This is a genomic window from Sphingomonas spermidinifaciens, assembly GCF_002351485.1.
GTDB classification, from domain to species: Bacteria; Pseudomonadota; Alphaproteobacteria; order Sphingomonadales; family Sphingomonadaceae; genus Sphingomonas; species Sphingomonas spermidinifaciens.
The window spans coordinates 854,022-871,223 of the sequence record NZ_NWMW01000001.1 but is presented as its reverse complement, the minus strand read 5'-3'; the positions used below and the strand labels follow the sequence as shown (position 1 = coordinate 871,223).

Annotated in this window: 16 protein-coding genes and 1 tRNA gene; 9 read left to right on the top strand and 8 right to left on the bottom strand. The window is 69.1% G+C overall.

Going from position 1 to position 17,202, the window contains the following annotated elements:
- Positions 1 to 7: 7 nt before the first annotated feature.
- From COC42_RS04085 to COC42_RS04065, 5 genes are read left to right on the top strand one after another with little or no spacing between them, the layout of a single operon-like run.
- Positions 8 to 877: an XrtA system polysaccharide deacetylase gene (locus COC42_RS04085; RefSeq protein ID WP_245843831.1), complete on the top strand. Its 870-nt coding sequence runs from the start codon at positions 8 to 10 to the stop codon at positions 875 to 877.
- A complete protein-coding gene (locus tag COC42_RS04080) occupies positions 874 to 1,944 on the top strand; it encodes a FemAB family XrtA/PEP-CTERM system-associated protein (RefSeq protein ID WP_096343083.1) in 1,071 nt (356 codons plus the stop codon). Before COC42_RS04085 ends, COC42_RS04080 begins: the two co-directional genes overlap by 4 nt.
- Positions 1,944 to 3,140, top strand: coding sequence for a TIGR03087 family PEP-CTERM/XrtA system glycosyltransferase (locus tag COC42_RS04075; RefSeq protein WP_096341958.1), 1,197 nt, complete (start codon positions 1,944 to 1,946; stop codon positions 3,138 to 3,140). Before COC42_RS04080 ends, COC42_RS04075 begins: the two co-directional genes overlap by 1 nt.
- Positions 3,137 to 4,660 carry an exosortase A gene (gene xrtA, locus COC42_RS04070; protein WP_096341957.1) on the top strand — a complete coding sequence of 508 codons (1,524 nt, stop codon included), beginning with the start codon at positions 3,137 to 3,139 and terminating at the stop codon, positions 4,658 to 4,660. The genes COC42_RS04075 and xrtA overlap by 4 nt, the downstream gene beginning before the upstream one ends.
- A gap of 4 nt (positions 4,661 to 4,664) precedes the next feature.
- Positions 4,665 to 6,548 carry an XrtA/PEP-CTERM system amidotransferase gene (locus COC42_RS04065; protein WP_096341956.1) on the top strand — a complete coding sequence of 628 codons (1,884 nt, stop codon included), beginning with the start codon at positions 4,665 to 4,667 and terminating at the stop codon, positions 6,546 to 6,548.
- Positions 6,549 to 6,962: 414 nt separating this feature from the next.
- On the opposite strand, the gene COC42_RS04060 is transcribed toward COC42_RS04065, so the two are convergent.
- Positions 6,963 to 7,469: a hypothetical protein gene (locus COC42_RS04060; RefSeq protein WP_096341955.1), complete on the bottom strand. Its 507-nt coding sequence runs from the start codon at positions 7,467 to 7,469 to the stop codon at positions 6,963 to 6,965.
- A gap of 117 nt (positions 7,470 to 7,586) precedes the next feature.
- A tRNA-Pro gene (locus COC42_RS04055) sits at positions 7,587 to 7,663 on the bottom strand.
- A gap of 156 nt (positions 7,664 to 7,819) precedes the next feature.
- On the opposite strand from COC42_RS04055, the gene yajC reads away from it, so the two are divergent.
- Genes yajC through COC42_RS04035 form a run of 4 tightly spaced genes read left to right on the top strand, consistent with a single transcriptional unit; the run spans position 7,820 to position 11,109 of the window.
- Positions 7,820 to 8,155: a preprotein translocase subunit YajC gene (yajC, locus tag COC42_RS04050; RefSeq protein WP_096343082.1), complete on the top strand. Its 336-nt coding sequence runs from the start codon at positions 7,820 to 7,822 to the stop codon at positions 8,153 to 8,155.
- Positions 8,155 to 9,744, top strand: a complete 1,590-nt coding sequence (gene secD, locus COC42_RS04045; protein WP_096341954.1) for a protein translocase subunit SecD — start codon at positions 8,155 to 8,157, stop codon at positions 9,742 to 9,744. The genes yajC and secD overlap by 1 nt, the downstream gene beginning before the upstream one ends.
- Positions 9,745 to 9,755: 11 nt before the next feature.
- Positions 9,756 to 10,724, top strand: coding sequence for a protein translocase subunit SecF (gene secF / locus COC42_RS04040; protein ID WP_096341953.1), 969 nt, complete (start codon positions 9,756 to 9,758; stop codon positions 10,722 to 10,724).
- 10 nt (positions 10,725 to 10,734) lie between these two features.
- Complete coding sequence (locus COC42_RS04035; protein WP_096341952.1) at positions 10,735 to 11,109, top strand: Mth938-like domain-containing protein; 375 nt, start codon at positions 10,735 to 10,737, stop codon at positions 11,107 to 11,109.
- Here the strand turns inward: COC42_RS04035 and COC42_RS04030 are convergent.
- From COC42_RS04030 to COC42_RS04005, 6 genes are all read right to left on the bottom strand, one after another.
- Positions 11,094 to 11,996, bottom strand: coding sequence for a DMT family transporter (locus tag COC42_RS04030; RefSeq protein WP_096341951.1), 903 nt, complete (start codon positions 11,994 to 11,996; stop codon positions 11,094 to 11,096). The genes COC42_RS04035 and COC42_RS04030 overlap by 16 nt on opposite strands.
- A 151-nt stretch (positions 11,997 to 12,147) precedes the next feature.
- Complete coding sequence (locus tag COC42_RS04025; protein WP_176484552.1) at positions 12,148 to 12,552, bottom strand: DUF4174 domain-containing protein; 405 nt, start codon at positions 12,550 to 12,552, stop codon at positions 12,148 to 12,150.
- Between the two features lie 42 nt (positions 12,553 to 12,594).
- Entirely contained in the window at positions 12,595 to 13,476 is an 882-nt protein-coding gene (locus COC42_RS04020) for an acyl-CoA thioesterase (RefSeq protein WP_096341949.1), read from the bottom strand.
- Positions 13,476 to 14,585 carry an acyl-CoA dehydrogenase family protein gene (locus tag COC42_RS04015; protein WP_096341948.1) on the bottom strand — a complete coding sequence of 370 codons (1,110 nt, stop codon included), beginning with the start codon at positions 14,583 to 14,585 and terminating at the stop codon, positions 13,476 to 13,478. The genes COC42_RS04020 and COC42_RS04015 overlap by 1 nt, the downstream gene beginning before the upstream one ends.
- Positions 14,586 to 14,696: 111 nt before the next feature.
- Positions 14,697 to 15,884, bottom strand: a complete 1,188-nt coding sequence (locus COC42_RS04010; RefSeq protein WP_096341947.1) for an acyl-CoA dehydrogenase family protein — start codon at positions 15,882 to 15,884, stop codon at positions 14,697 to 14,699.
- A complete protein-coding gene (locus COC42_RS04005) occupies positions 15,881 to 17,182 on the bottom strand; it encodes an amidase family protein (protein ID WP_096341946.1) in 1,302 nt (433 codons plus the stop codon). Before COC42_RS04005 ends, COC42_RS04010 begins: the two co-directional genes overlap by 4 nt.
- Positions 17,183 to 17,202 lie beyond the last annotated feature (20 nt).

Sequence of the window (17,202 nt, the reverse complement as noted above, 5' to 3'; positions counted from 1 at the left end):
CCGGCGCATGTATCACGACCGCTCGCTCCGCCCCGGCCCGACCAACATCATGTCGGTCGATGTCGAGGACTGGTTCCAGGTTGGCGCGTTCGAGCGGGTGATCGACAAGGCCGATTGGCCGCGGCTTCAGCACCGGGTCGAGGCGAATACCGATGCGGTGCTCGCGCTGTTCGAGGCGGCGGGAGTCAAGGCGACCTTCTTCACGCTCGGCTGGGTGGCGCATCATTATCCGGCGCTCATCCGCCGGATCGTCGAGGCCGGGCACGAAATCGCCAGCCATGGCTGGGGTCACGATCGCGTCTTCACCTTTACCCCCGACCAGTTCCGCGACGACCTTGCCCGCGCGCGCGCCGCGCTGGAGGATGCCGGGGGGCAGAAGGTGACGGGCTATCGCGCGCCGAGCTTCTCGTTCGACGCGCGTACGCCGTGGGCGCACGCGGTGCTGGCGGAGGCGGGCTATGCCTATTCCTCGTCGATCGCGCCGCTCGCGCACGATCATTATGGCTGGCCCGATGCGCCGAGGCGCGCCTTTCGCCCGCTGCCCGGCTGTCCGCTGATCGAGATGCCCGTCACCCTGGCCAAGGTGCTGGGGCGCGAGGTGACGGCGGGCGGCGGCTTCTTCCGCCTCTTGCCGTCGAGCGTCGTCGAAAGGGCGATCGTGCGGTCCAACGCCGCCGGCGATCCCGCAATCTTCTATTTCCACCCATGGGAGATCGACCCGCACCAGCCGCGCGTGCGCCAAGCGCCGCTCAAGTCGCGCATCCGCCATTACAGCCGGCTCGGCGCGATGGCGGGCAAGCTCAGGCGGCTGTGCGCCGGTCACGCCTGGGGGCGGGCCGATGCGGTGGCGGCGCGCGCGGCCGCGGCGCTGTCATGAACGCGCCCTTCGCCCTGCCGATGCTCGCCGTACGCGAGGCCGACCTTCGCGGAGCACGCGACTGCGCGGCGATCGAGGCGTTCCTGCACGAAGCCGCGGGCAGCACACCCTTTCAGCTGCCGGGATGGAGCCGCGCGGTCGTGCGCGGCTGCGGCCAGCGCGCGCGTTATCTGCTCGCCGAGCGCGGCGGCATGGTCGCGGGGGTATTGCCGCTGATCGACATCCGCTCGCCCGTGGTCGGCCGCTCGCTGACCTCGGTCGGCTTCGCCGTCGAGGGCGGGATCGTCGCGAGCGATCCCGCGGCGCGCGCAGCGCTCGAGGCAGCTGGGTGGGCGCTGGCGCAGCGGCTGGGCACGCCGACGCTTGAACTGCGCGGCGGCGAGGTCGCGGGCGAGGGGTGGACGCGTGACGACACCACCTATCTGGGCTTCGTGCGCGACCTGACCGCCGATCACGACACCGAATTGCAGGCGATCCCGCGCAAGCAGCGCGCCGAGGTGCGCAAGGCGTTCGCCAACGATCTGATCGTGACGGTCGGCCGCGGCGACCGGGACCGCGCGGCCCATTACCGCGCTTATTCGGAATCGGTGCGCAATCTGGGCACGCCCGTCTTCCCGCGCGCGCTGTTCGCGGCGATGCTCGACGAACTGGGCGAGCGTGCCGACATCCTGACGGTGTGGCAGGGCGATCGCCCTGTCGCCTCGACGCTCAGCGTCTATTGGGGCGGCACCATGTATCCCTTCTGGGGCGGCGGCATCCGCGAGGCGCGCGAGCTGCGCGCAAACGAGCGCATGTTCTATGCCTACGCATGTCACGCGCTCGACCGCGGCTGCCGCCGCCTTGACCTCGGCCGATCGAAGGCGGGGACCGGGCCGGCGGCGTTCAAGAAGAATCTCGGTTACCCGTCGCGGCCACTCACCTATTGGCGGCGCACGCTCGACGGCTCGCCGCCGCGAACGGTCAATCCGCTCGACCCCAAATATGCGCGCAAGACGGAGCTGTGGAAGAAGCTGCCGCTGCCCGTCGCGAATCTCCTCGGACCGCTGATCGCGCGCGGGCTGGGCTGATGGGGGGCACGCTGTTCCTCGCGCATCGGGTGCCGTACCCGCCCGATCGCGGCGACAAGATCCGCGGTTGGCACCTGCTGCGTCACATGGCCGCAAGAGGCCCGGTCCACCTCGTCACCTTTGCCGACGACCCTGCCGACCTGGGCCATGACGCTGTGCTGGGCGAGGTCTGCGCCAGCCATCACGTCACCTGGCGCGGCAAGCCGCAATGGCGAGCGGGGCTGGAGGCGCTGGCGAGCGGGCGGCCGATCTCGGTCGCCGCCTTCGCCGACGCCGGCGTCGCCGAGCGCGTGCGCGCGGTGCTGGCGCGCGAGGCGATCGACACGATTTTCGTCTTTTCGGGCCAGATGGCTCAGTATCTGCCGACCGTCACGGATGCTCGCATCGTGATGGACTTCTGCGACGTCGACAGCGCCAAGTTCACCTCCTACGCCGCCGCGGGCACGCCGCCGATGGCGTGGGTGATGGCGCGCGAGGCACGACTGCTCGGCGCCTTCGAGCACGAGATCGCCGCCCGCGTCGACGCCAGCCTGTTCGTGAGCGAGGCGGAGGCGGCGCTGTTCCGCGCCGGCGGCGCCGCGCCGCGCGTGACGGTGGTGGAGAACGGCATCGACACGGCGTTCTTCGATCCCGCCGGGGCGTTCGACCGCTCGGCCGCGGTGCCGGGCGTCACCTTCACCGGCCAGATGGACTATGCGCCCAATGTCGAGGCGGCGTGCTGGTTCGCGGGCGAGGTGATGCCGCGCCTCGCCGCGCGCGGCATCGACCTGCCGTTCAACATCGTCGGCCGGGCGCCTGCCAAAGCGGTGCGCGCGCTGGCGGGCGAGTGGGTGCGCGTGACGGGCGCGGTCGCCGACGTGCGCCCCTGGCTTGCTGCCGCGCCCGTGGTCGTCGCACCGCTCCTCACCGCGCGCGGCGTGCAGAACAAGGTGCTGGAGGCGATGGCGTTGGCCCGCCCGATCGTTGCCTCAACAGTGGCGGCCGAGGGGATCGAGCATCGCGGCACGCTGTCGGTGGCGGGCGATGCAGATGCCTTTGCCGAGCGCATTCTTGCGCTGCTCGCCGATCGCGATGCGGCGGCGGCGCAGGGCAGGGCGGCGCGCGCCTGCGTCGAGGATCGTTATGGCTGGGCCGCACGCCTCGCCGCGCTCGATGCGGTGCTCGACCGGCCGGTCGAACGGCGGGTGGCGGCATGAGCGTGCTGGCGGTCGGACGCTCGGTGCCGTTCGAGAGCGTATGGCGGCGGCACGGCGGGCTGCTGGGGCTCGTCGTGGCGGCGCTCGCGCTGCTGTTCCACCGCGACGTTGCCGACCTCGCCGGCATCTACTGGAACTCGGAGACGTTCGGCCATTGCCTGCTCGTCCTACCGATCTTCGCCTGGCTGGTCTGGCAGCGGCGCGAGGGACTGGTGCAGCTTACGCCGACTGGCTGGTGGCCGGGGCTGATTGTCGTCGCGGGCGGCGCGCTCGCCTGGCTCATTGGCGCGGCGGCGGGGGTGGCGGTGCTGCGGCACCTCGGCCTCATCGTCATGATGCAGGGAAGCGCGATCGCGACCCTCGGCCCCAATGTGGCCCGCGCACTCGCCTTTCCGCTCGGCTGGCTCTTCTTCCTCGTGCCCTTCGGTCAGTCGATCGAGGCGCCGCTGCAGGACCTGACAGTGCGTCAGGTGATGCCGCTGCTGGTCCTGACCGGCGTGCCCGCCACCTATGACGGCGTGCTGATCGTCACCCCTGACGGCGTGTTCGAGGTGGCGGAGGAGTGCTCGGGCGCACGCTTCGTCCTCGCCATGCTCGCCTTCGCGGTGCTGGCGGCGAATGTGTGTTTCCGAACATGGCCGCGCCGGATCGCCTTCGTCGCCTTCGCGCTCGCCATGCCGGTGCTGGCCAACGGCTTGCGGGCATGGGGGACGATCTATGCCGCGCACCTCACCTCGGTCGAGGCGGCGACGGGCTTCGACCATATCGTCTATGGCTGGGTGTTCTTCGGGCTGGTGATGGCGCTGGTGATTGCGCTCGCCTGGCCGTGGTTCGACCGGGATGTCGACACGACTTGGTTCGATCCCGCCACGTTGCAAAGGGCACCGCGGTTCGCCGCCGCGCTGCTGCCGGTGGCTGGCGCGTCGCTCGGCATCGCGGTGGCGGCGGCGGGCTGGGCGCATGCGATCGACGCCCGCGCGGCGGCGCTGCCTACGCGGATAGAGCTGCCGCAACTGCCCGGCTGGCGCCGCGTGCCGATTGACCCGCTGGCCCCTTGGACGCCCAGCTATCCCGGCGCTGACCATTTCCTGATCGGCCGCTATGCCGATGCGTCAGGCGCCACCGTCGATCTCGCCATCGCGGTGCAGGCAAGCCAGCGCGAGGGGAAGGAAATCGTCGGCTTCGACATCGGCCCGATCGTCGAGCACGGTCCGTGGCTGCGCGTCGCCGACCTCGCGCCGCTGCAAGGCGGCGCGGCGATGCGGATCGTCCATGCCGGCCCGGTCGAGCGCGAGGTCGTGACCTGGCTGTGCATCGGCTCTATCCTGACCGGTGACCCGAAGCGGGTGAAGCTGGAGACGTTGCGCGTGAAAATGACGGGGGGCGATCCGGCCGCGGTCGCAGTGCTGGTGTCGGTGGAGAAGCGGGGATCGCAGGACACGCGCGCGACGATCGAGCGCTTCCTGGCGACGCTCGGTCCCGTCGAGGCGCTGGCCGACCGCGCCGCGGGCAGGCGCTAGGGGGATGTGCGGCATCGCGGGGCTGTTCTACCCCGGCACGCCCAAGCCCGTCGAGCCCGGCCGCATCGCCGCGATGTGCGACGCGCTCGCGCATCGGGGGCCTGACGGGTCGGGCATCTGGACCGCGCCGGGCGTCGGCTTCGGCCATCGCCGCCTGTCGATCATCGACCTCGCGGGCGGGCGTCAGCCGATGGCGACCGACGACGGCGACATCACCGTCACCTATAACGGCGAGATCTACAATTTCGCCGAGGTCCGCGCCGAGCTGGAGGCCAAGGGCGCGCGGTTTCGCACCGCCGGCGATACCGAGGTGCTGCTCCATGGCTGGCGCGCCTGGGGGCCGGACCTGTTGCCGCGCCTCAATGGCATGTTCGCCTTTGCCATCCACGATGCACGCACGCAGACGCTGTTCCTCGGGCGCGACCGGATGGGGGTGAAGCCGCTCCACCATGTCGAGCTGGCCGACGGCGCGATCGCCTTTGCGAGCGAACTCAAGGGTCTGCTCGCGCATCCTCTGGTTCGGCGCGAACTCGACGCCACCGCGATCGAGGATTTCATGGGCCTCGGCTACGTGCCCGACGACGCGTGCATCGTCGCGGGGGTGAAGAAGCTGCCCGCCGGGCACTTCCTTCTCATCGAGCGCGGCAAGCCCGTGCCGCAACCGCGCCAGTGGTGGGACGTCGACTTCTCGAACCGCGCGAAGGGCAGCGCCGCCGACCTCGCCGCCGAACTGACCGAGCACCTGCGCGTGGGCGTGCGGAGCCGCATGGTCGCCGATGTGCCGCTGGGCGCCTTCCTGTCGGGCGGCGTCGACAGCTCGGCCGTGGTCGCGCTGATGGCCGAGGTCTCGAAGCACGCGGTCAAGACCTGCACGATCGGCTTCGACGAGGCGGGGCATGACGAGCGCTCGCACGCCACCACCATCGCCCGCCGCTTCGCCACCGATCACCGCGAGCGCGTGGTCGCCGCCGACGATTTCGCGCTGATCGACACGCTGGTCGCCGCCTTCGACGAGCCCTTCGCCGATGCCTCCGCGCTCGCCACCTATCGTGTCTGCGAGCTCGCTCGCGCAGAGGTGACGGTCGCGCTGTCGGGCGATGGCGCTGACGAGGCGATGGCGGGCTACCGCCGCTACCGCTTCCATGCGGGCGAGGAGCGGGTGCGGGGGCTGCTGCCCGGCCCGCTGCGCCGCGCGGCAGGGGCGCTGGGCGCGGTCTTTCCCAAGGCTGATTGGGCACCCCGGCCGCTGCGCGCCAAGACGACGCTGCTCGCGCTCGCCGAGGACGGGGCCGCAGCCTATGCCAAGGGCGTCGGCGTCACCCGGCCCGAGCTGCGCGCGCGGCTTTATACCGATGCGATGATGCGCGCGCTCGGCGATCATGCGGCGGAACTCCGTTACTGGCGGACGATGAAGGCCGCGCCCGGCCGCGACGCGCTCGACGCCGCGCAATATGCCGATTTCAAGCACTGGCTGCCCGGCGACATTCTGACCAAGATTGACCGCACGAGCATGGCTGTCAGCCTGGAAGCGCGCGAGCCCCTCCTCGACCACCGCCTGATCGAGTTCGCCGCGACGTTGCCCTCCGCGATGCGCATCCGGGGCGGGCAGGGCAAATGGCTGATGAAGAAGGCGATGGAGCCGTACCTGCCCCGCGACATCCTCTATCGCCCCAAGATGGGCTTCGTGACCCCGGTCAGCGCCTGGTTCCGCGGCGCCCTGGCGGGGGAAGCGGCAGGACTGGCGCGTTCGCCAATCCTCGCGACATGGTTCGAACCTGCGGCGATCGAGACGTTAGCGAGCGAGCACAGGGTGGGCCGCGCGGATCACGGGCGGACACTGTGGCAGCTGATGATGCTGGAGCGCAGCGTGGGGCGTCTGTTCGGGTAACGAGGCGGCGTGAGCAGCCTGTCCGCTTACGCCCATTAGCGGCCGTTCGTCTGTAGGTTAGATACCCAAATGCCTATCGCTTCACCGCCAGTCCCTCCAAAGACACCCGCACCTCTTCGGGAAGGCGAGGGAGAGTTCATCAAGGAGGCGGTAAAGCGCTTCTACGGACAAGACGCCGTAATTCGCAACTTCGGGCCTGACCCAGACCGGCTGGAACTTCGTGTCGAGACTGATGCTGACGCAGATATGAGGAAGTATGACTGCCTTGGGGCGCTTCTCACCCGCATAGATCGGCAGGTTAGCCTAGAAGTCACGAAACGTGGCGCCAAGGCGCGTGGAAGTGCGAAGCTGGCGTATCGCGAAGGTGTGATCCTTTAACGTCCGCTTTCCTGCCCCTAACGGACGCGCGGCTTTCTAGGTGGCGCTCGCGCTGGCCTGCACCGCCAGCACCTTTGCATCGCTCGCCAGCGCGTGGAGGAAGTGGTGTCGCGCCTCCGTCCCGGCCGGGTCCGCCTTCAGCGACTTCTCCTGCGCCTCGGTCAGCGTGAAGCGCACATAGCCGCGCTGCGTTAGGCACGCTGCCACCGTGTCGTTCAGTACCCCCGCCACCTCGCGCATCCGCTCGCGCGGGCGGGTGCCGCTGATGATCTGTTGCGACATGGCGTTGATGTTGCCGACGCGGGTCAGGTCGCCGGTCTGCGCGGCGAGGCCGAGTGCGGTCTCGTTATCCTCCAGCCGGCGAGAGGCGTCGCGAAAGACCTTCGCAGCCTCGGTATCCGACACGTCGCGAAAATGGCCCGCGCGCCCGCACTCGACCGCATCGGCGCGGTAGGTGTCGAACGCGACCCCTGCCTTGCCCCAGCTGACCATCGGCGTCTTCGGCGGATGCGCGGGCAGGGCGGTGAGTGGCAGTGCCGCCATTGCGATCAGGCCGAGCTTGCGCGTCGAACGCCTCCCTATCCGCGTCGGTGCGACGATACGGCCGCAGCCGGGCGGCGACAAGCGGCACCGGATGGCCCTTGGGATGCTATATGAAGTTGGTCGGGACGACAGGATTCGAACCTGCGACCCCCACACCCCCAGTGTGATGCGCTACCAGGCTGCGCTACGTCCCGACCGAGCGCGCGCCTCTACGCGGATCGCCGGGCCTGCGCAAGGGGGTGGCGGCCTTGCGGGCATAGTTGCGCGGGACCTAGCCGCATGATAGCGCGCGCCGCTTGGAAACGGGGCGTGTCGCCCCGCCCCTGAACGCAGGCGCAATCGACCCGATCATGTTCGCAAGCCCAGCCTTTGCCCAATCCGCGGGCGCCGCAGCCCCCGGCGTCGCCGGTCAGATCCTCGGCATCGCGCCGCTCGTCCTGATCTTCATCGCCTTCTACTTCCTGATGATTCGCCCGCAGCAGCGGCGGATGAAGACGCTGCAGACGGCGATCGCCAACACAAAGAAGGGCGACACCGTCGTCACCGCCGGCGGGCTGATCGGCAAGGTGACGCGCGTCGAGGATGCGCATCTGGAGGTCGAGATCGCGCCGAACGTCCGGGTCCGCGTGGTCAAGGCGACGATCGCCGAGGTGACGCCGCTGGGCGGCAAGCCGGCCAACGACTGATGCTCGACTTTCCTTCGTGGAAGAAGTGGCTCACCTGGGCCACGGTCGTAGTGGGCGTGCTGCTGGCGGTGCCGACGCTGTTGCCCGGTTCGATCGGGTCGCGGGTGCCGGGATGGGAGCGCCTGCCCAAGGTCAATCTCGGCCTCGACCTGGCCGGGGGCAGCTACATCCTGCTCGAGGCGCAGACGAGCGACGTGCGCAACCAGCGCCTCGAGACGATGCGAGACACGATCCAGGGCGAGATGCGCCGCGCGCCGCGCATCGCGATCGGCGACATCTCGACGCGCGGCGGCCAGATCAGCTTCATGGTTCGCGACACGGGCCAGATCGACGCGGTGCGCGAGCGGCTGCTGCCGCTGACCGCGGGGGCGGGCCTCACCGGTCAGCGCGACTGGGACATTGCCGTCCGCGACACCAACACCGTCACGATGACGCCGACCGAGGCCGGCCTTGCACAAGCGACCGAGCAGGCGATGGTCGACGCGACCGAGGTCGTGCGCCGCCGCGTCGACGAGCTCGGCACGCGAGAGCCGACGATCATCCGCCAGGGATCGAACCGCATCGTCGTTCAGGTGCCCGGCCTTCAGGACCCGCAGGCGCTGAAGGAATTGCTCGGCAAGACCGCCCGGCTCGAGTTCAAGCTGGTTGACACTGCCGCCGACCCCGCCGCGCTCGCCCGCGGGCAGGCGCCGATCGGCAGCCAGGTGTTGCCCTATCCGACCAGCGGCGGGCCGATCGCGGTCCGGCGCTCGACGATCATCTCGGGCGACCAGATCGCCGATGCGCGTCAGGAGTTCGATCCGCAGACGGGTGCGCCAATCGTCGGCATCCGCTTCAACTCGGAGGGCGGCCGCCGCTTCGCGCGAGTGACGCAGGAGAATGTCGGCAAGCCGTTCGCGATCATCGTCGACAATTCGGTGATTTCGGCGCCCAACATCAACGAACAGATTCTGGGTGGCGCGGCGAGCATCTCGGGCGGGTTCACCGTCGAGAGCGCCAACCAGCTGGCGATCGCGCTGCGGTCGGGCAAGCTGCCGGTCGATCTGTCGGTGATCGAGGAATCGACGATCAGCCCCGAGCTTGGCGCCGATTCGATCCAGTCGGGCGTGATCGCGGGCGTCATCGGCACGCTGGCGATCGTCGTCCTCATGCTGTTCGCCTATCTGCGCTTCGGCATCTACGCCAATATCGCCCTCGTCGTGAACGTGCTGATGATCCTGGGCGTCATGGCACTCTTCAACGCGACGCTGACGCTGCCGGGCATCGCCGGCTTCGTGCTGACAATCGGCGCGGCGGTCGACGCCAACGTGCTCATCAACGAGCGCATCCGCGAGGAGCGGCGGCGCGGGCGCAGCGTCAATGCCGCGGTCGAGTTCGGCTACAAGGAAGCGACGCGGGCGATCTTCGACGCCAACGTCACCAACGCGATCGCCGCGGTGATGATGTTCGTGTTCGGCGCCGGCCCGGTGCGCGGCTTCGCCGTCGTGCTCATCATCGGCATCGTCACCTCGGTCTTCACCGCCGTCACCTTTACCCGCCTGATGGTCGCGAACTGGCTTGCCAAGCGTCCGCGCGAGCTGGTGATCTGAGGAACTATCCCATGCGTCCGCTCAAGCTCGTTCCCGACAACACCAATATCGACTTCATGGCGTTCCGGCGGATCGCCGCGGTCATTTCGACGGTGATGGTGATCGCCTCCATCGCGCTGCTGGCGACCAAGGGGCTCAATTTCGGCATCGACTTCGTCGGCGGCCAGCTCGTCCGCGTCACCTTCTCGCAGGATGTCGAGATCGACCAGCTGCGTGCACGGGTGGACAGCCTGGGCGTCGGTGAATCGACGATCCAGCAGTTCGGCAGCCCGCGCGACATCGCCATCCGCTTGCCCGTGCCCGCGAACGAGACCCCGCAATCGGCGAGCCAGGCGGCGCAGAAGCTGCGCGACACCATCGAACAGGCCTATCCCGGCGCGCGCGTCGGCTCGGTCGAGGCGGTGTCGGGCAAGGTATCGGGCGAACTGTTCGAGAAGGGCGCGCTGGCGCTTGGCCTCGCGATGATCGCCATCGCCATCTATATCTGGTTCCGGTTCGAATGGCAGTTCGGCGTCGGCGCGCTGCTGGCACTCGCGCAGGACATGATCGTGGTGCTCGGCTTCTTCGCGCTGACGCAGCTTGAGTTCGACCTCAACACGATCGCCGCGCTGCTCACCATCATCGGCTATTCGCTCAACGACAAGATCGTCATCTTCGACCGCGTGCGCGAGAACCTGCGCAAATTTCGCCGGATGGGCATCGTCGAGATCCTTAACCTGTCGATCAATGAAACGCTGTCGCGGACGGTCATGACGTCGGTGTCGATCACCATGCCGCTGCTCGTCCTTGTTTTCTTCGGGCCGGACGTGATCTTTGGCTTCAGCCTGGCGATGGCGCTCGGCATCATTGTCGGCACCTGGTCTTCGATGTTCGTCGGCAACGGCATCCTGATCCAGTTCAACGTGTCGCCCGACAGTTTCGACCAGAAGGCGGTCGGCGCCAATGCCAATGCGGAGCGCGTCGCCCCGCGCGAGCGTTAAGGCCTTGGCCATGCGCATGGATCGCGACCAGCGCGGCGAAGGGCCGCTGATCTCGGGCATCGTCGGGCGCGGTTTTCGCGTGGACGACGGGATCTATGAGGGGCTGACGATCACGCCGCGCCGCGCCGACGGCTGGTCGCCGCCGCCGATCGAGGCGCTGGGCGAGGACGACCTTGGTCCGCTGTTCGCGATCGACCCGCAGCCCGAGTTCATCATCCTCGGCACCGGCGCGAAGCTGGTCCGGCCACCACGCACGCTTGTCACGGCGTTGGAGGCCAAGGGCGTCGGGCTCGAGCCGATGGACAGCCGGGCCGCCGCGCGTGCCTGGGGCGTGCTGCGCGCCGAGTTGCGCTGGGTCGCCGCGGCGCTCTACCCGCTCGACTGAGCGACGGCCGGGGCGCTGTCGAGGCGCCGGCGATGCTCGCGCACGGCGATGTAGATGCCGCACCCGATCAGGATCGGTGCGCCGATCCAGGTGCCCGGCGACGGGAACTGGCCGAAGATCAGCCAGCCGAGCAAGGTCGCCCACAGGAGCGCCGAATAGTCCATCGGCACCACGACCGATACCGGCGCATGGCGCAGCGCCGCAGTCAGCGCGATCTGCCCTGCGCCGCCGATCAGGCCGATCGCGATCAGGATCGCCCAGATCTCGGCCGGGTGCGCGCGCAGATCGGTGAGCCACAACAGCCCGAGCGGCGGTACCGACAGCGCCGAGAACCAGAACACGGTGGTGCCCGCACTTTCGGTACGACCGATCTGGCGCAGCAGGACCGAGATGACGGCGATCATGAAGCCCGAGGCGAGGCCTACCGCTGCCCCTGCGAGAGGGATGGCGTGGCCGCCGGGCTGAACGATGATGAGGACGCCGACAAACCCCGCTGCAACCGCGCTCCAGCGGTGGATGCCCGTCGGCTCACGCAGCCAGAGCGCGCCCAGCAGGGTGGCGAAGAGCGGCGCAGTGAATTGAAACGTCGTCGCCTCTGCCAGCGGCAGCAGATGGAGGACGCCGAAGGTGGCGGTCATGCCGACCAGTCCCGCTGCGGTTCGGCCGGCGTGCGCGCGAAACCGCTGCGTGCGGATCGTGCAGACGCCGTCCGTCTGCCAGAGCCACAGGATGACGACCGGCAGCGCCCAGAGTTGCCGGAAGAACATCGATTCGATGAGCCCCGCGCCGCGCGTCTCGGCGAGCTTCACCAGCGCGCCCATCGTCGCCAGCAATGCAACGGCGAGGAGGCGCAGGGCGATGCCCCTGAGGATCGAGTCGCCGGTCATGCACGGGCGCTAAGCCGCGGGGCGCTGCGCTGCAACAAAGTTGTCTGTTGTTGCCTGTTCGAACTTCCGGCGAATGTCGGAATCGACCGGCGGTGGCGCGCCCAAGCGCCTCAGCCTTCGGTCGAATAGCGATCCGTCAGGCCGCCGCCGATCAGCGCCCCGACATCTCGCGCAGGCGCATCGGCATTGCGTCGATGATACGCTCGATCCGTATCGGCACGACGGCTTCGGCCGACCGGAATTTGACCCCGCCGTCGCGGCCGACGAGCACGACGCCGAAACGGCCGCGCGGAACCGCGTAGCGCTGACGGAGCGCGGCGGCATAGTCGTGCGCACCGGCGACGGTGTCGCCCACCACCTCGATCACATGGACGTCGCGCTCTGCCATGCCGCGCTGCGATTGGCGGAGCAGCGCCCGCTGACGTAAAAGGTTCGGATCGCTGCGGCTGGGCGCGAAGATGACGATCAGGCGTGGGTCAAGGTCGCGGCGCTCGGCCGAATCGGGCTGCGCCTGAACAGCGGCAGCGAGGGTCAGGGGGAGCAGCGGTCCGATCACCCTCAACCAACGACGAAGCGGAGTAAAAGTGCCGCGCACGGCTCAACCGCGCTTGCGGATCAGCCCCTCCTGCGCCGCGCTGGCGACGAGGCGTCCGCCGGCCGTGTAGATGCGCCCGCGATTGTGGCCGCGGCCATGGCCCGACCAGGGGCTGTCGCAGGTGTACAGCATCCACTCGTCGGCACGGAACGGTTCGTGCAGCCACAGCGCATGGTCAAGGCTGGCCGTCTGGACCGAGCCGTCCATCCAGGTGACGCCATGCGGCAGCATGCAGGTGCCGAGCAAGGTCATGTCGCTGGCATAGGCGAGCATCGCGCGGTGAAGCGCGGGGTCGTCGGCGAGCGGGGCGACGACGCGGAACCAGCTGTGCTGGACTGGCTCGCGGGGGGCGGGCGCGAACCATTCGCGCGGATCAACGGGACGGATCTCGATCGGGCGTGCGCGCAGGAAGAAGCGGCGGAGCTTCTCGGGCACGTGCGCCTGAATCTCTTCGCGCAGCTCGCTTTCGCTCTTCAGTGCCTCGGGCGGGGGCACGTCGGGCATGGGGAACTGGTGCGACAGGCCATCCTCGGGCAGCTGGAAGCTGGCGATCATGTTGAGGATCGGTGTGCCCCGCTGCATCGCGATCACGCGACGATTGGCGAAGCTGCGTCCGTCGAAGTCGCGGACGACGCGGTAGATGATCGGGTGGTCTTCGCTTCCCGCGCGCATGAAATAGGCGTGGAGCGAATGGGCGACCTTGCCGTCGTCGATCGAACGCTGCGCCGCCTGAAGCGCCTGCGCGATCACCTGTCCGCCGAAAACGCGGCCGACGCCGCCCGGCTGGCGGGCGCCGCGATAGAGGTCGGTGTCGATCGTCTCGACGTCGAGCAACTCGACAAGCTGCGCGACCAGTCCCTCCGGCGTTTCCGCGCGCTCTATCATCAGTATCCGTTCGCCCTTGCCAGCGCATCGGCATGGTGGCCGGCATCGCCGAACATCTCGGCGAGCACACGCGCGCGCTTCATGTAGAAGCCGATGTCGTAATCGTCGGTCATGCCGATCCCGCCATGCATCTGGATGCCTTCCTGCACCGACAGCGTGGTGGCAAGCCCCGTCATCGCCTTTGCCACCATCGTCGCCTCGGCCGCACGCGGGTCGCCCGCATCGAGCAGCTGCTGCGCCTTGAGCACGGCGGCGCGTGCGACCTCCATCTCCGAGTAAAGGTGCGCTGCGCGGTGCTGCAGCGCCTGGAAGCTGCCGATGACTTGGCCGAACTGCTTGCGCTCTTTCAGGTACGCGGTGGTCATGTCCATCGCGCCCGCGCCGACGCCCACCAGCTCGGCCGCGGCGGCGGTGCGCGCAGCGCCGAGAATGCGGTTTAGGACGGCGCGGCCGCCATCGACCTCGCCCACCACGGCATCGGCATCGACCGCGACGCCGTCGAAGCGGACTTCGCTCGCCAGGCTCGCATCGGCAAGACGGCGGGGGTCGGCGGCGAGGCCGGCGGCTTTCGGATCGACCGCGAACACCGTCTCGCCATTCTCCGTCCGGGCGGCGACGAGAATCAGGTCGGCGACGTGCGCGTGGTGGACGAACCGCTTGGTGCCGGTGAGCCTGAACCCGTTGCCCGAACGCTCGGCGGTCATTTCGACGCGGCCGGTGTGTTTGGCGCTCTCGTCGATCGCGAGCGCAATGACCGCGTCGCCTGCGACGATGCGCGGGAACCACGTATCAGCGTGCGCGGTGCTCTTGAGGCCTGCCACGGCGGCGACCGCGGTGGTGAGAAAGGGGGAGGGGGAGAGGTTGCGGCCGATCTCCTCCATCACCACGCCGGCCTCGACATGACCCAGGCCGAGGCCGCCCTGGTCCTCCGGCACGACGATGCCGGTGAAGCCCATCTCGGCGAACTGCCGCCACAGGTCGCGGCTGAACCCGGTGGGGTCCTTCGCATCGCGAAGCGCGCGCAGATGGCCGACGGGGGCCTCGGTTCCGACGAAATCGCGCGCGGTGTCGCGCAGCATCGCCTGTTCGTCGTTGAGATAGAGGGGCATGATCTCTCCTGATCGTCACCCCGGACTTGTTCCGGGGTCCACCGCGCCGCTTGTCCGGCGGCGTCGGTGGAAAGGTGGACCCCGGAACAAGTCCGGGGTGACGGGTGGGCGTCAGGCCCCCGGCAATTCCAAGATCCGCTTGGCGATGATGCCGAGCTGGATCTCGCTGGTCCCGCCCTCGATCGAATTGGCCTTGGTGCGCAGCCACGCGCGCGCCTTGGCGCCGCCGTTCGAGCCCTCGCTCTCCCATTCGAGCGCGTCGCTGCCGCCCGCGGCCATCACCAGCTCGTGGCGCTGTTTGTTCAGTTCGGTGCCGACATATTTCATCATGCTCGGCTGCGCCGGGTGCGCGCGGCCGGCCTTCAGTTCGTCGATGAAGCGTTCGGACATGGCGGAAAAGGCGCGAGCGCGTACGTCGAACTCGGCGATCGCGGCGCGCAGCATCGGGTCGGCGAGGCGGCCGCTCTCGTCAAGGCCGATGGTCGCGATCGCCCCCTCGATCAGCGGGTTGCCGCCCGTCCCCTGACCCAGCCCCATGCCCGAGATCATCTCGCGCTCGTGCCCCAGCAGGTATTTGGCGACGTCCCAGCCCTTATTCTCGTCATGGACGCGATTGGCCTTGGGCACCTTCACATTGTCGAAGAAGGTCTCGCAGAAGGGCGAATAGCCGCTGATGAGCAGGATCGGGCGGGTTGAGACGCCCTCGCTCTCCATGTCGAACAGGACGAAGCTGATGCCGCCCTGCTTCGATTGCTTCGAGGTGCGGACGAGGCAGAAGATCCAGTCCGCCTTGTCGGCGTAGCTGGTCCAGACCTTCTGCCCGTTGACGATGTAATGGTCGCCGGCATCCTCCGCGCTGGTGGCGAGACCGGCGAGGTCGGAGCCGGCATTGGGCTCCGAATAGCCTTGGCACCAGCGGATCTCGCCGCGCGCGATCTTCGGCAGGTGATCGAGCTTCTGCTCCTCGGTCCCGTACTTGAGGAGCGCCGGGCCGAGCATCGAGATGCCGAAGCTGGACAGGGGATTGCGCGCGCCGATCGCGGCCATCTCCTCCTTGAGGACCTTGGCCTCGGCAGGCGAGAGGCCGCCGCCGCCATATTGCGTCGGCCAATCGGGCACGGTCCAGCCGCGCGACGCCATCGCGTCCATCCATTCCTTCTGCCCCGGCTGATAGACGGCGCGGCGGCCGCCCCAGCACACGTCCTTCTCGCTGCGCACAGGTTGGCGCATCTCGGGCGGGCAGTTGCCCTCCAGCCATTGGCGGGTGTCGGCGCGGAACTGGTCGAGGTCGGTCATCACGCGGCTCCTTGAAGCTGGGTGTCGATGATCTGGGCGATTGCAATGGCGTCGTGGTCGCGATGCTGGGCGCACATCACCTGCACACCGCCGGGCAAACCGTCGAAGGTGCCGATCGGCACGACACAGGCGGGCAAGCCCGGATAGGTTGCCAGCCCCGCCCAGGCGAGGTGCGCGTCGTAGGGGCTGTCCACCCCGTCGATGTCGAGCGTCCGTTCGGCCAGCGGGCGGCTGTCGTGGCGGAAGGCGAGCGTGGCCGCGGGCGGCGCGATCACTGCGTCGACTTCTTCAAACAGCGCCCCCCAGGCGCGGGTGCTGCGCGCCTGTGCGTCAAGCCAGTTCAGCCATGCCAGCAGCGTCGGCATCGTGTGGTGCAGGTCGGGCTGCGACCGGGCAAAAACCACGTTCAGCATTTTGCCATACGCCTCATGCTGGCGCGAAAGGTCAGGTAGCGCGGCGTGGTCGCGGATCACCTCGACGCCCGCGCGGACGAGCGCCTCCGCGGCGTGTTCGACCGCCTCGACACAGGCGGCGGCAGTGCGAGTTTCGGGATGCTGCGTCAGCGCCAGCACCCGCTTCGCCGGGCGGGGCGGTGGCAGCGGTAGGGCGGAGAGCAGGTCGAGCAACACCGCTAGGTCCTCGCCAGTGCGCGCCATCGGGCCGACGGCGCCGAGTACCGTCTCCGCCCCGTCGGTCTTGGGGTAGCGGTGGCCGAGGCTGCTGATCGCGTTCCATGTGGGCTTGAGGCCCCAGACGCCGCAGAAATGGGCGGGGACGCGGATCGAGCCGCCGATGTCGCTGCCCATCTCGATCGGCACATATCCCGCGGCGAGCGCCGCGGCGGAGCCGCCCGAACTGCCGCCGGGCGTGCGTGTCGGGTCGAGCGGGTGGTTGGTGCGACCGTGGATCGAGTTGACCGACTGCCAGTCGCCCAGCGCCTTGGGCAGGTTGGTCTTGCCGAGGATGATCGCGCCCGCGGCCTTCAGCCGGCGCACCGCCTCGGCATCGCTGGTTGCGATATTGCCGGCGTGCTGGGCGAGGCCCCAATGGGTGGGAAGGCCCTCGATATCGAAGGCTTCCTTGACCGTCATCGGCACGCCGAGCAGCGGCATCGCGTCGGCGACCGGGCCGCGCGCGTCGATGGCGTCGGCGGCGGCCCGCGCGCGGTCGAAGTCGCGGACGACGACGGCATTGATGGCTGCGTCGCCGGCCTCGATGCGGGCGATGGCGGTGTCGGTTTCGGCGCGGGCGGAGGTTTCGCCCGCCCGGATCGCGGCAGCGGTGGCGAGCGCGGACCTCATGGCCGCGCCGCCGTCACCAT